Annotated in this window: 14 protein-coding genes; 10 read left to right on the top strand and 4 right to left on the bottom strand. The window is 39.7% G+C overall.

Annotated features, from left to right (window positions below):
• The first annotated feature begins 39 nt into the window (after window positions 1-39).
• From yfmF to N693_RS0109405, 5 genes are all read left to right on the top strand, one after another.
• Window positions 40-1335 (top strand): EF-P 5-aminopentanol modification-associated protein YfmF, encoded by a 1296-nt coding sequence (gene yfmF, locus N693_RS0109425; protein WP_025784541.1) that lies wholly within the window; start codon window positions 40-42, stop codon window positions 1333-1335.
• A complete protein-coding gene (gene yfmH / locus N693_RS0109420) occupies window positions 1335-2618 on the top strand; it encodes an EF-P 5-aminopentanol modification-associated protein YfmH (RefSeq protein ID WP_025784540.1) in 1284 nt (427 codons plus the stop codon). Before yfmF ends, yfmH begins: the two co-directional genes overlap by 1 nt.
• 111 nt (window positions 2619-2729) lie before the next feature.
• Window positions 2730-4046, top strand: coding sequence for a sensor histidine kinase (locus tag N693_RS0109415; protein WP_025784539.1), 1317 nt, complete (start codon window positions 2730-2732; stop codon window positions 4044-4046).
• 20 nt (window positions 4047-4066) lie between these two features.
• Window positions 4067-4804, top strand: a complete 738-nt coding sequence (locus tag N693_RS0109410) for a LytTR family DNA-binding domain-containing protein (RefSeq protein ID WP_025784538.1) — start codon at window positions 4067-4069, stop codon at window positions 4802-4804.
• Between the two features lie 97 nt (window positions 4805-4901).
• Entirely contained in the window at window positions 4902-6497 is a 1596-nt protein-coding gene (locus N693_RS0109405; RefSeq protein ID WP_025784537.1) for an acyl-CoA synthetase, read from the top strand.
• A 12-nt stretch (window positions 6498-6509) separates the two neighbouring features.
• Here the strand turns inward: N693_RS0109405 and N693_RS20590 are convergent, their stop codons facing one another.
• Window positions 6510-6851: a CHY zinc finger protein gene (locus tag N693_RS20590; protein WP_081760194.1), complete on the bottom strand. Its 342-nt coding sequence runs from the start codon at window positions 6849-6851 to the stop codon at window positions 6510-6512.
• Window positions 6852-6993: 142 nt separating this feature from the next.
• On the opposite strand from N693_RS20590, the gene N693_RS0109395 reads away from it, so the two are divergent.
• Both N693_RS0109395 and N693_RS19100 read left to right on the top strand, forming a co-directional pair.
• Window positions 6994-7416, top strand: a complete 423-nt coding sequence (locus N693_RS0109395; protein WP_025784535.1) for a DUF948 domain-containing protein — start codon at window positions 6994-6996, stop codon at window positions 7414-7416.
• A 13-nt stretch (window positions 7417-7429) separates the two neighbouring features.
• Window positions 7430-7981, top strand: coding sequence for a DUF948 domain-containing protein (locus N693_RS19100; protein WP_025784534.1), 552 nt, complete (start codon window positions 7430-7432; stop codon window positions 7979-7981).
• A gap of 123 nt (window positions 7982-8104) precedes the next feature.
• Here the strand turns inward: N693_RS19100 and N693_RS0109385 are convergent, their stop codons facing one another.
• The 3 genes from N693_RS0109385 to N693_RS0109375 form a co-directional block, all read right to left on the bottom strand.
• A complete protein-coding gene (locus N693_RS0109385) occupies window positions 8105-8551 on the bottom strand; it encodes a DUF948 domain-containing protein (protein ID WP_025784533.1) in 447 nt (148 codons plus the stop codon).
• 16 nt (window positions 8552-8567) lie between these two features.
• Window positions 8568-9089, bottom strand: a complete 522-nt coding sequence (locus N693_RS19660) for a DUF948 domain-containing protein (RefSeq protein WP_025784532.1) — start codon at window positions 9087-9089, stop codon at window positions 8568-8570.
• Between the two features lie 99 nt (window positions 9090-9188).
• On the bottom strand, window positions 9189-9533 hold the full coding sequence (locus N693_RS0109375; protein ID WP_025784531.1) for a DUF3899 domain-containing protein: 345 nt from the start codon (window positions 9531-9533) through the stop codon (window positions 9189-9191).
• A 244-nt stretch (window positions 9534-9777) separates the two neighbouring features.
• Between N693_RS0109375 and N693_RS0109370 the strand changes: the two genes are divergently transcribed.
• From N693_RS0109370 to opp3C, 3 genes are all read left to right on the top strand, one after another.
• Window positions 9778-11502, top strand: coding sequence for a peptide ABC transporter substrate-binding protein (locus N693_RS0109370; RefSeq protein ID WP_025784530.1), 1725 nt, complete (start codon window positions 9778-9780; stop codon window positions 11500-11502).
• Window positions 11503-11665: 163 nt separating this feature from the next.
• The gene (gene opp3b / locus N693_RS0109365) at window positions 11666-12598 is read left to right on the top strand and encodes an oligopeptide ABC transporter permease (protein WP_025784529.1); all 933 of its coding nucleotides are present in this window, start codon (window positions 11666-11668) and stop codon (window positions 12596-12598) included.
• Window positions 12598-13617, top strand: coding sequence for an oligopeptide ABC transporter permease (gene opp3C / locus N693_RS0109360; RefSeq protein ID WP_025784528.1), 1020 nt, complete (start codon window positions 12598-12600; stop codon window positions 13615-13617). Before opp3b ends, opp3C begins: the two co-directional genes overlap by 1 nt.
• The last annotated feature ends 7 nt before the right edge of the window (window positions 13618-13624 follow it).

Here is a 13624-nt window from a genome sequence, read left to right as displayed (position 1 = left end):
GGCTCTTTTATTAGCAACGATAGAAATGGAGGAACGATAATGAGCATACCTAAATCGGCAGATGCTATTAAGAATAATTTACACGTGCATGTACTTGAAAGCAAAAACTTTAAAACAATTACTGTTGAACTGAAATTCCAAACCTTATTAGATCGTGCGACAATTACCGAGAGAACTCTATTACCTGGAGTTTTACGAGCAGGTAGTAAGCTGTATCCAACGGCTGGCGCGATGCAGAACGAGCTGGATGATTTATATGGGGCATCGCTTCAACTCTATCAAAGTGTTACAGGGAACAGTCACATTCTAACGGTTCAAATGGAATTCGCCAACGAACGATTTATTGAAAACGAAAATAACCTCGCTGAGAATGTGATCGGATTTATCAACGAATTCTTGTTCAATCCGAAGACCAGTCAAAACGGTTTTGATAAAACTACCGTTGGTCAAGAAAAAGAAAAGTTAAGAAAAAATCTTGAAGCGAGTAAAGATGACAAAACCTCTTATGCGGATGAGCGTTTGATGGATGAGATGGCTCTTGGTGAAAGGTATGCTGTACACCCGAACGGCTATTTGGAAGATATCGATACAATTACAGAACAACGACTTCTGTCCTCTTACAAAACACTTTTGTCGACTGCGAGAATTGACGTTTTCGTAGCAGGGGATGTAAATCCAGAAATAACTAAAGAATTAATTGAGACGGTGTTGACTGGAGTGCCTGCCGGAAGTGATTTGCGTTTGGAAGAAGGAGCTGCGTTACCAAGTGAAGTAAAGTCAGTTGAATCTTCAAAAATCATTCGTGAAATAGATGAGATCCAACAAGCTAAATTACACATCGGGTATCGTACTCAAACCCTCTTTACAGATACTGATTTTGAGGCGCTAATGGTTGGAAGCATGATTCTCGGAGGACATGCAAGCTCATTGCTATTTAAGACAGTTCGGGAACAGCATAGTTTAGCCTATTATGTGGGAGCGGATTTAGATCTATATAGTGACAAACTAATAATTTTCTGTGGAATTGCTCCAAAAGATTATGAAAAAACTGTAGAAATTATCGACGAGCAAGTGGCGATCTTGCAGGCAGGGACCTTCCCGGAGGACGTTCTTGAAGATACGAAAGCAATGATAGTGGGTAGTTATCAACAGGCATTGGACAGTATCGGTGGAATTATTGCAACAGAATACCAAAAGATACTAACGGGGACATCGAAAACACCTCAAGATATGATCGAAAAGTTCCAATCAATAACTCGGCAAGATATTCAAAAAGCGACTAGTAAACTAGAACGTGACACAACGTTCATTTTAACAAGTGAGGAGGGATATTAATGGAGAAGTTGGATTTTGCAACAATTGATGAATTGGTCTATACAGAACAATTACCGAACGGACTGAATGTTATCCTGATCCCTAAAAGGACGGTCAGCAAAACGTTTGGTATTTTTACAACAGATTTCGGGGCTGCAGATTTAGAATTTATTCCGTTTAATGAAACAGAGTCTGTAAAAATTCCGGCGGGGACTGCCCATTATTTAGAGCATAAGCTTTTTGATAAGGGTGACCATGACGTTTACGCGGACTTTGGTAAACTTGGTACTGATGCTAATGCGTATACTAATGACTCCGAGACCTCTTATTATTTCACAACAGTTGGGAACGAGGTCGAAAATGTAGAATTGCTTTTGAATTTTGTTCAAGATCCTTATCTGACAGATGAGACGGTGAACAAAGAAAAAGGGATTATTAGTCAAGAATTTCAAATGTATGCAGACATGCCTGATCAGCGCATCTACTTAGCTGTACAGGAAGCCTTGTTTGAGAAACATCCTGTTCGCAATGAGGTCCTTGGAACGCTCGATTCGATTAATAACATGACCAAAGAACAACTATTAACTGCGTATGAGACATTCTATCATCCAACGAATATGACATTAGCTGTTGCAGGCAACTTTGATAGTGAGGAAATGATGTCTGCAATCCGCGCCAATCAGGAACAGAAACAATTCCCTAAAATAGGACCATTTACTCGAGTGTATGCTGAAGAGCGAAACGAAGCGCTTGCATCAGAGCTTATTCTTCGTATGAATGTAAGTGTTCCAAGATTGATGGTTGGGATTAAGGATTATGGCGGTGAAATCGAGGCTGAAGAACTTGGGCTACGCAAACTTTTGACGAATATGACGCTGGACTATTTTTATAGCCGCAGCGGTCAATTTTATCAGGAATTAGTAGGGGAGGAGTTAATAGATTCATCTTTTCTATACACGTCTGTGATCGATAAGACTTTTGGTTTCTCGATGATCGGCAGTAACTCGGATCACCCTGAACAGCTTGCTGCAAAAATTAAGAAGCAGTTGCATTCCTTATCAATATTCGAACTAGAAGATCAGCAGTTCGAACGGTTGAAAAAACGGACAATTGGAAAGACATTAAGACGGATGAACTCTATAGAAAACAATGCACAAGGCATGATCTGGAATCGCAATCGAGGGTTGTCCTACTTTGAAACAATCCCGGCCATCCAGCAGCTGACACTCAACGATTGGAAATCATTCCTCTTTTCATGGATCGACGAAGAGCGCTTGACAGTTTGCACCATCATGCCAGAATAACCGAAACTTTTCTTCCGTAAAGGGAGAAGAGTTTTTTTACTTGCATGATTTCGCCGATTCCTTGAATTATGGTATAATTCGAACAACATTAGTTGACAAGGTGATGAATACATGGGTATTCTTTCGGGAATTTTTTTAACCATTACAATTTTTACAGGGCTCTTTCTAGCGCAATCAGCAGTAGGCATTCACCCGTTCAAATCGATAGTGAAAGTAATCCTCTCTGTAATCGCCGTAGTTATTGTTTTCGAAGCGCTTCAATTTTTTACAGGGTCGGACCTTGACCCGGGCATCGTCTCGATCCTTTTACTACCTTCTTTCGTATGGTTCGTGCGCATGCCGATCCTCCAAGCGTGTTTTACGATTCTACTTGGATGGACTTATCAGATAGCAGTTGTCTGTGTGATTCAACGAAATCTTTTTGAACTAGCAATTACACAGGCTAAATTAGAATCGGATTCCTTCATCCTGTTCATGATAGAACTGTTTATATTCATGAATAATTTACTAATTATTTTATGGGTTGTGCGTTTGAAGCCGATTTTGCTTCCAACTGAGGTGTTTAGAAAAACTGAATCAAATGATAAACCCAAATATATGCATCGGACCACTTTATTAATTAGTGCAATTTTGCTTATTGTATTGGGGATCTTTTTCCAATATACGTATAATGACCGTCAATTTTTCACTCCGGCTTACCGACTTTTCATCACAAGCTGGTCGCTGTTACTTCTAGCAATTATATTGGTTTATTTAAAAACTTCACTTCGGCAAAAGCTGGCACAAGAAAAATTCTACCTAGACCAACAATACCAGCAAGATATGCTTTCATTCTTTACGGTAATTCGCTCTCAACGCCATGATTTTAACTTTCACTTAACGTCGATATACGGGCTATTAAAAAAGAGAGAGTATGATGAAGCGACCACGTATATTGGTCAAGTCGTTCAGCAAGTTCAGGATGTCAATGAATTGCTTCCTCTAGAACACCCTGCAATGAGCGCACTGCTAAACACGCAAGGTGAACTGGCTAAGCAAAAAGGAATAAAAATCCACTATTCGATATTTGATGATTTACGTGGAATTCCGGTTTCAGTGTATGATGTCAATAAAATTCTTGGGAATCTCATTCAAAATGCAATGGAAGAACTTGAATTACTACCAGTTATAGAGCGTAAACTACATGTTGAAATCACAAAAGAAAAAAGGCATTACGTGATTCGTATTAGTAATCGAACAACAGCTGACAACCAACGTATCATGAACATGTTCCAATCCGGATTTTCAACAAAAAGTTCACACGAAGGAATTGGACTTGCAAGCGTTGAAAAAATCGTGACTGCGAACTTTGGGGTGATTTACCCTGAATTGAATGAAGAATGGTTGACCATTCACGTAAGAATACCCGAAGACACAGAAAATTATTAAAGCGATTCAGGGGGGATAGTATGCAAATCCGAACAGTGATTGTGGATGATGACCAGCAAGCGATTGATTTACTAACTGCTGATCTCAAATCTTTTCCTTTCATTTCACTGATTAATACTGTAAATAGCGGGAAATCAGCATTGGAATTTTTACGATCCGAGAAAGTGGACTTATTATTTTTAGACATTGAAATTGGGGATATAACTGGTTTGGAATTAGCTGGACATATTCAGTCGGTATATCCTCACATTGAAATTATTTTTGTCACGGGTCATGCGGGATTTGCGCTCGATGGCTATGACTACCGACCCCTCGATTTTCTTATCAAACCCATCAACTTTTTTAGGTTAGAGAAAACAATGGCTGCTGTTCAAAAGTCTTTTCAAGAACCACAGAAATTCGGTATCCCGAATCATAAGATCGGTATGAAAGTTTCAGGTGGAATTCGTATTGTAAATGTAGGGGATATTTTATATATCGAAAAAGGTGGACGAAAGATATCAATTGTCACTTCGCATGATTCGTTTATATCTGGAGATTCCATGAAAGAAATCGAAACGATGTTCGAGCAATATGGTTTTTATCGAGCACACCAGTCTTTCATAGTACCGTTACATCATATTATTTCGGTTCAGTCGGATTCCACAGCTCGTTCTTATACAATTGAGCTTACGAATGGACAGCAAATTCCATTGAGTCGAAACAAATATAGTGAACTTCAAACTTTGCTGGAAGCAGAGGGAATCCAAATTGTTTAAAGAGGAGCAGATTGCTATTAAAAGCATCTGCTCCTCTTGTTTTAGTTAGTTATCTGAATTATTATTAAAATTGAATCTCAAATTGAGGAGGATGTTGATGACTAGTCAATTCAATGTTGAAAGTCTTATCGATCATGTGCAGTCAGTGCGAAGAAATACATTAGGTGATTTACTACTTCGAACGAGTGAACGATTTCCTACAAAGCTTGCACTTGCTTTTAAAAGCCAACGCCTCACTTATAAAGAGTTGGATTCATTAGTGAATCGAACAGCACATGGACTATTGTCGAATGGCATAAAGAAAGGTGACTTTGTCACTGTTATGTCTAGAAACAGTTTAGATTTTGTAGTCCTAAACTTTGCTTTGGCTCGCATCGGATCGATAATGGTACCCATCAATTATATGCTAACCAAAGACGAGATTAGTTACATTGTTGAACATGCCCGAATTCATGCAGTGTTTGCTTCAAATGAATTCACAGCAATTATGGACCAATCATTGGTACGTCACGAAGTTGAGAAAAAAGTAATCATTGGACAGTCAGATGAATACGCACCTGACGAATGGGTTTCTATCAACAGCATTCGCAAGGAACAATCCTCCGCTCTCCCGGAGATTCAAATCGAAGATGATGATGTTGCACAAGTGTTGTATACAAGTGGTACTGAGTCGCGTCCTAAAGGTGTGATGCTCAGCCATAAAAGTTTAATTAGTGAATATGTTAGTAGCATTATCGACGGAAAAATGAGCGCAGAAGATATCGTCATACATGCGCTACCCCTGTACCACAGTGCGCAATTGCACGTCTTCCTTGGACCGAGTGTTTACTTGGGTTCAACTGGAGTTATTTTGGAATTTCCATCACCCGAGACAATCTTACAAACAATCGAAGAGGAACGCGCTTCGTTGTTGTTCTGTCCTCCTACTGTGTGGATTGCTCTTCTTCGTCATGCGGATTTCGATAGAAGGGATTTGTCTTCTCTGAAGAAGTGTTACTATGGCGCTGCCATTATGCCGATGGAAATCCTAAAAGAATTAAAAGAACGTTTACCAGGTGCATCACTTTGGAATTTTTATGGTCAAACGGAAGTCGCGCCTCTCGCGACTGCACTGCAGCCTGAAGACCAACTAAGAAAACTCGGATCAGCAGGATTGCCGAGTTTGAATGTGCAAACAAGGATTGTAAATGATCAGGATGAGGAAGTTCCACGGGGACAACTTGGTGAAATCGTCCACAGATCCCCTCATGCGATGAAAGGTTATTTGCATGATGCAGAAAAAACAGCTGAAGCTTTTCGTGGAGGTTGGTTTCATACTGGTGATTTGGGAATCATGGATGAAGAAGGCTATTTAACTATCGTGGACCGGAAAAAAGATATGATCAATACGGGTGGAGTCAACGTTTCCAGTAGGGAAGTCGAGGAAGTCATTTATGAAATGGAAGGCGTGTCTGAAGTGGCGGTCATTAGTATTCCAGATTCTTATTGGATTGAAGCAGTTACTGCAATAATCGTTCCAAAAGCAGGTACAAAAATTCAGGAAGACGACGTCATTGAGTTCTGCAAAAAACGATTGTCATCATTTAAAATACCGAAGTATGTAGAATTCGTAAATGAGCTACCAAAGAATCCAAGTGGAAAAGTTTTGAAACGCACGTTACGAACAGACTATACGAAAAAAAAGGGTAAATAAATCTGTCCGTTGTTAGGAGTCTTTTTCTGTTTCAAAGTACAAATGCGCATGTAGATTGCACCCTGGATTGAAGTTGAGATGACAGTTAGGACAGTTGGATTGGCAGTGTAAATACTGTTCGATGGTTAGTTCATGTCCGCAGCCGCCACACAAAACGGCTATTTCGTAAAAAGTATTTTTGGGCCACGGCTTTGGTTGACCACATCCACATTGTGCATGACATTCATAACAGGGGAAATACTGATTGCAGCAATAAAATTTAATGGCGATACGATCGATTTCTTTATGATAATGCGCACATCTCGTTTCAGAATCGACTTGGATTCCAAGAACATTTTGTCCATGAATATACACTAAACTTTCAACTCCTTTCTCTTTATTGTAAGCTAAAATATGAATGTGAACAAAAAGCGCGAATTTAAGTGGATTCAAGACATTATGATGCATACTACAACACATTTTGTGGTATACACAAGTAGGAAGGAGGGATTGCTGAATGACATTTGTCCATATTGGCGTGTTTTTACTCGCCGTATCGTTCGCGATCTTCGCAATTTATTTATGTATTGTACTATCACGAATTTCCGGACTGCTGACGACTGTCGGGAGTACTGCGAACCGAATGGCAGACCAAGCCGAGGTCTCCATTAAAGAATTAGAGCTGACAATTGTCGAGGCGAGAACTTCGGCAACTGATGTACAAATGAAATTAGATGCTTTAAACAGCGTTGCAGAAACTGCGAAAAACCTTGGAGATACTGCGTACACAGCTTCACAAAGTGTACATGGGATGGTTAAGACCTATGCTAAGCAACCGGATTTACCGGGTACTAAGCCTTTTGTTGGGCTTATTCAGTTAGCAGAGTTTGGTTCAAGCCTTTTCTCTACATGGAAGAAAGCTGAAAATGTAACGAAATGATGGAGGGATGAAGATGAGTTTAACCGGAATTGGAGTACTTCTAATAGGAGTCGCCTTTCTCATTCTTGCGATTTACATAGCGCGAGTGTTGAATGGTGTTGCAGGCACACTCGGGGGAGTGAACAAAACGCTCGAACAAGTGCCAGACCAACTGGAAGGAATATTGGGTGAAACAGGACAGCTGATACGTCATTCAAATGATACTTTGTCTGATGTGAATGAGAAATTGGGCAACTTGACTCCGATGTTTGAAGTAGTTGGTGATGTTGGAAATACGACTCGCAATTTAACTGCTTCACTTCATAACGTGACAGATGCTGGTAAGCGTAAAGTGGACGGTTTGGACGAGAGCACTCGTAACAAATCGATTGGTGGCCTTTATGGAACAGTAGCTCTAGGTTATTTTGCAGTACGTAAGAGCGTAGCGATTAAAAAATCGTCAAGCTATCCACGACCAGGAACTTTACTCGGTGATGGGGAGCAACGTGCAAATGACATACATCGGATGAAAGCAGAAGCAGCAGCTGCTGCAAAATCTGGTAAGTATGTGAAAGAGGATTTATAAGAGTTTGGGGAAACGCTGGCAGTTGCCGGCGTTTTTGTTTGGAGAAATTTGATAAAGGCGAGCATCCCAAACTCATATCAAAGCAGAAATAAAAAGCCGGTGCATCTCTGCACCGGCTTCAACTTATTTTTTAAGAAGTTCCACTTCTGTCTTCATCTCTTTTTTGTTTTGTTGAAGATAGAACAGAAATGATAGGAAACCATACAACCCTTGATACCTTTTACGTCGAGTTAAGTTTGCTGCATCTCCGGTATTCTCTTTCAACGTTTTCGATTTACTTAACGCACTTTGTGTAAGAGAACGAGCAGCCTCTCCAGTATCTCCAACAATCTTGAAAAGAGGAGTAATTTCATTTACTTGCTGGTTCACGTTACCAATTGTTTCGTTACTCGTATTCAATACGATCTGAGCTTGTCCCGTCACATCATCCATTACATTGGGCAACTTTTCAGTTGTCTGTTTCAAGTTCTCCATAACGTCTCCAAGGTTCTTGAGAGGCTTGATCAGAATCACGACTAAAACTGCAAAGGCGATTCCGATGACCAATACACCGATACCCATCCAATCCATCTACATCACCTCTAAGTTAGTTTTTCTGTTTCGGTTCAGGCAATCTCTTTTGGGGAGAGGGGAGTAAGTCCAGTCTCTCTTTTTTACGTTTGTTCTGTTTTGGGAAATCAGAAGCGTTTGTTTGTTTTGCTTTTTCTCGCTTAGCTCGGAAATAGATACTGGCAGCGATTCCTGTAATGGTATTCGCTTTCTGCATCAGATCTTTGTACTTTGGATCAGGATTACTGATCTGTTCAGACAGTGATTGAAATGACTTATTCATATGTACCGTTGAATCGTCCAATTTTTCAGCTGTCTTTGAAACGCTGTTCAATGATTGCAGTTTACGTTCTACATCTTCTGTTATGCGGTTCGTATTCGCAAGTAGTTCGTTTGCTTGATTGGTAATCCCGTTTAACTTGCCTTGCATTGTTGTTAGTGTTTCTGATACTTCATTCATCGTCGCTTTAGCGCTTTTTAATGTAATGATAACGAATATTGCGATGAGAAGAAGTGATAGTGCGGCAATCGCTGCACTTACATACAAAAGAATTTCCATTCCACAACCCACTCCATTCTGACTGTCGTCTGCTACTTAACCCACATACCTAGTTGTACCACTATTCCATTGTGCATAAACACTCCAGGACATGCAAGTTCAACTATAGTAGAAAGCCATTGCGATCAACATCATAATAAAAATCGGGATTCCAGTTAGGAAAAGGACTCTTGGGCTCTTGGAAAACACTTCTGAAGGAGAGCGCAAGGACTCCAAGTCTTCATTTCTTTGCTTGAAAGAAAATACTTTCCTCATACTACTATTAAAAAAATCAAATGATCCTGTTCGGAAGATGTAGATAATTCCTCCTACAAACAGCAATAGCCCCCCAACATAGAATGAGGAATTGATGTATGCCAACAACGACATCCCTTCTTTTGAAAGAAAAGATAGAATGAAAATAACAAATTGACCGAATAAAAACAACAGCGTGATTTTTTTCAAATTTCTAACCTCTTTTTCTGAATCTTGTACGTAATCACTATGTATAATACAATACTATTACAACTTTTACAAAGAGAAAACATAGGAGAAACCGCTTACCGGCACAATTTATAGGCAATTCACATTCATCGATTGGTTGTGTCTAGTAAAATTTCTTTCAAAAACACTTTGACTTCAGAGAATTTAATTGTATAATGAAATAGTGTTAATTCTTCAGACAATTATAAAAAAGGGGGGCTATACCTTGAAGAACACAAAATGGTTGTTACTAATGGCAATGACATTAGTACTAAGTATCTTCCTTGCTGCTTGTGGCGGTGCGGAAGAAAAAGAAGAAGACGCTTCAAAAGATGGTGGTAAAGATGAAAGTGCAACTGAAACACCTAAAAAAGAAGACGGTGAGCCAGACGCTGAGCAGATTTTGAACTTAGCTGAATCTGCTGCAATCCCTTCTGTTGACTCTGCAATCGTTGAAGATGCAGTAGGATTCAACGTATTGAATAACGTAAACGAAGGTCTTTACCGTTTAGACCAGGAGAACAAGGCTATTCCAGCAATGGCTTCTGAAGAAGCAACTGAAAGTGAAGATGGACTTACTTATACGTTCAAACTTCGCGATGCAAAATGGTCAGATGGAACACCAGTAACTGCTGACGATTTCGTATTTGCTTGGCAGCGTGCAATCGATCCAGCAACTGGATCACCTTACGGACCATTCATGATGTCTGGTACTGTTAAGAACGCTACAGCAATCAGTGAAGGTAAAATGGATAAGAAAGAACTTGGAATCGTAGCGAAAGATGAAAAGACTTTGGAAGTAACGCTTGAGCGTCCAGTTCCATATTTCCTTTCATTGATGTCTTTCGGAACTTTCTACCCACAAAAAGAAGAATTTGTTACATCTAAAGGCGATGCATACGCAACAAACTCTGATAACCTTCTTTATAACGGACCATTCACACTAACTGATTGGGACGGTACTGGCGGTAGCTGGTCTTATAAAAAGAACGATGAGTATTGGGATGCTGAAAACGTAAAACTTACACAAATCAATGTAAACGTTGTTCAAGACTCAGCAACTGCTGTTAAACTTTACAAAGATGGAAAGCTTGACCGTGCTGGAGTATCTGGCGACTTGGCAATGCAATATTCAACAGATCCAGAAGCTGTCCTTCAACCGGAAACTTCTGTATTCTATATGAAGTTCAACCAGAAGAAACTTAAAAAAGAAGAAACACCACTTGCTAACGTTAATATCCGTAAAGCAATCGCAAAATCATTCCAAAAAGATGACCTTGCAGATGTCGTTTTAGCTAACGGTTCACTCCCTGCAAACTTCCTAGTACCAAAAGACTTTGCTTTTGACGAAAATCAAAAAGATTTCCGCGATCTCAGTGGCGATCACTTGACTTACAACGTAGAAGAAGCTAAGGAATTCTGGGAAAAAGGATTGAAAGAGCTTGGAGTAGATTCACTTGAACTTGAAATCCTAGGTGGAGATACTGATCTTTCTAAGAAAATGGACGAGTACTTCAAGTCTCAGCTCGAAACAAATCTAGAAGGTTTGACTATCAAACTTAAAGAAGTTCCATTTGCAGTTCGTCTTGAGTTGGACGATTCGCAAGATTATGATATTCAAATTTCTGGTTGGGGACCAGACTTCCAAGACCCTATCTCATTCCTTGACTTGTTCGTTACAGATGGTACAAACAACTTAATGTCTTACTCTAACCCTGAGTATGACAAGTTGATTGCTGATTCTAAAGCAGAACTTGCATTGAAGCCACAAGAACGTTATGAAGCATTTGCAAAAGCTGAGAAAATTCTTTTAGAAGATGATGCAGCAATTGCTCCGATTTATCAACGTGGATTGATTTTCCTTGAAAAACCACACTTCAAAGGTTTAGTAAGTCACCCATTCGGTGCTGACTACAGCTACAAGTGGGCTTATATTTCAGGTAAAGAGTAAACGTTAGATAGCTGAATAACGGGAGTATATGGTGAGTATTCACCATATGCTCTCTTTTTAATAATATCGAGTATTGCGAATGTTTTGTAAGTGCTTTCATTTTGAAAACAAACCGTCAATTGGTTTCACATAGAGTAGTGGTACATAGATCTGGAGGTGCACTATGGTTAAATATATTGGAAAACGAATAATTTATATGTTCATCACAATGTTTCTCATTGCGACTGCTACATTTTTCTTAATGCAAACGTTACCGGGTTCACCCATTCAGTCATACAGCAAATTGAATGATACGCAAAAAGCAATTGTTGAAAAGAAATATGGAATTGATAAACCGAAACCTGTTCAGTATGCAATCTATATGAAGAACTTGGCAAAAGGTGACTTAGGAACATCATTTGCGTTCAAAGGAAAAAGCGTAAATGATCTACTTGCTTCACGTATGAAACCATCCTTTATACTGGGAATCCAAGCAATGGTCTTCGGAACGATAGTTGGGATATTGCTCGGTATGATTGCAGCACTGAAACAAAATACTTTCTGGGATTATGGAAGTACCTTTTTTGCCATATTAGGAATTTCGATTCCTTCATTCGTATTTGCAACACTTCTTCAGTATTACATTGCGTCACAATGGCACCTTCTACCGGTCGGACTGTGGAATGACGGTTGGAAATCTAGTATCCTTCCATCTCTCGCATTGGCGATGGGACCTTTGGCATTATCTGCACGTTTCATCCGAACAGAAATGATTGAAGTTATGGGATCAGACTACATTACACTTGCAAAAGCCAAAGGGGCAAATGGTTTTGAAATTGCATTTAAGCATGCATTCCGAAATGCATTGATTCCTTTGATTACTGTTTTAGGTCCGGTAGCAGCTGGTCTAGTAACAGGTTCACTTGTAGTAGAGCAAATATTTGCAATCCCTGGAATCGGTGAGCAGTTTGTTTCTTCTATTATGGTGAATGACTTTGCAACAATTATGGGTACGACATTATTCTTCTCAGCATTCCTAATTGTTGTCATCTTTATTGTGGATATTTTATATGGTGTCATTGACCCTCGTATCCGCGTGGCTGGAGGGAAAGCATAATGAAAAAAGATATCGAACAGCTGCCTCAAGACAAATTCGAACGGATCGAAATCGATAGCACGAAAGCTGAACGTATAGAGAAACCAAGCTTAAGTTTCTGGCAAGATGCTTGGTTACGTCTTCGTAAAAACAAAGCAGCTATCATTAGTATGGTTGTACTTGTTTTGGTGGTTATCATGGCACTAATTGGACCTCATTTGAACGGTCATGACGGAGCTACTCAAAACTTAAGACACGCCAACCTGCCTCCTAAAATGCCGGGTATTGAAAAACTTGGAATTATGGATGGGGTTGGGAACTTAAGCGGTGAAAAAGTAGATTTGTATGCTATGAAAAAAGTTGATGAGTACTATTGGTTCGGAACAGACGGTTTAGGTCGTGACTTATTTACACGCCTCTGGGAAGGGACTCAAATCTCACTACTAATTGCATTCATTGCAGCTATGATTGACTTAGTTATCGGTGTTATATATGGCGGTATTTCTGGTTATTTCGGTGGACGAACAGATGATATCATGCAGCGTGTCGTAGAGATTCTGATTGGAATACCTACCCTTGTTGTTGTTATCCTCATGATTATGATCATGGACCCTGGTATAGGGGCAATCATTATCGCCATCTCAATTACAGGGTGGATTGGGATGTCCCGTATCGTACGCGCACAAATTTTAAAATATAAAAACCAAGAATTCGTTTTAGCAGCGCGCACACTTGGAACGAATGACTCGAAAATTATTGGGAAACACTTAATGCCAAACGTCTTGGGCATCATCGTGATCAATACGATGTTTACGATTCCAAATGCCATTTTCTTCGAAGCGTTTCTAAGCTTTATCGGACTTGGTTTGCAACCGCCAGCTGCTTCACTTGGTACGCTTATCAATGATGGATATAAAGTAATGGAATTCCAACCTTATGTATTGTTATTCCCTTCAATTGTAATTAGTATCCTGATGATCGCATTTAACTTAATCGGCGATGGCTTACGTGATGCACTCGATCCGAAAATGAAAGACTGATAGGAGG

It is taken from the genome of Sporosarcina sp. D27 (assembly GCF_000586555.1).
Taxonomy (GTDB): domain Bacteria; phylum Bacillota; class Bacilli; order Bacillales_A; family Planococcaceae; genus Sporosarcina.
This window is presented reverse-complemented; position numbering and strand designations above follow the sequence as displayed.

What these genes read in the sequence shown, in the direction of transcription:
- yfmF (WP_025784541.1), top strand. Translation starts at nt 40, where the DNA reads ATGAGCATACCTAAATCGGCAGATGCTATTAAGAATAATTTACACGTG.
- yfmH (WP_025784540.1), top strand. Translation starts at nt 1,335, where the DNA reads ATGGAGAAGTTGGATTTTGCAACAATTGATGAATTGGTCTATACAGAA.
- N693_RS0109415 (WP_025784539.1), top strand. Translation starts at nt 2,730, where the DNA reads ATGGGTATTCTTTCGGGAATTTTTTTAACCATTACAATTTTTACAGGG.
- N693_RS0109410 (WP_025784538.1), top strand. Translation starts at nt 4,067, where the DNA reads ATGCAAATCCGAACAGTGATTGTGGATGATGACCAGCAAGCGATTGAT.
- N693_RS0109405 (WP_025784537.1), top strand. Translation starts at nt 4,902, where the DNA reads ATGACTAGTCAATTCAATGTTGAAAGTCTTATCGATCATGTGCAGTCA.
- N693_RS0109395 (WP_025784535.1), top strand. Translation starts at nt 6,994, where the DNA reads ATGACATTTGTCCATATTGGCGTGTTTTTACTCGCCGTATCGTTCGCG.
- N693_RS19100 (WP_025784534.1), top strand. Translation starts at nt 7,430, where the DNA reads ATGAGTTTAACCGGAATTGGAGTACTTCTAATAGGAGTCGCCTTTCTC.
- N693_RS0109385 (WP_025784533.1), bottom strand. Translation starts at nt 8,551, where the DNA reads ATGGATTGGATGGGTATCGGTGTATTGGTCATCGGAATCGCCTTTGCA.
- N693_RS19660 (WP_025784532.1), bottom strand. Translation starts at nt 9,089, where the DNA reads ATGGAAATTCTTTTGTATGTAAGTGCAGCGATTGCCGCACTATCACTT.
- opp3b (WP_025784529.1), top strand. Translation starts at nt 11,666, where the DNA reads ATGGTTAAATATATTGGAAAACGAATAATTTATATGTTCATCACAATG.
- opp3C (WP_025784528.1), top strand. Translation starts at nt 12,598, where the DNA reads ATGAAAAAAGATATCGAACAGCTGCCTCAAGACAAATTCGAACGGATC.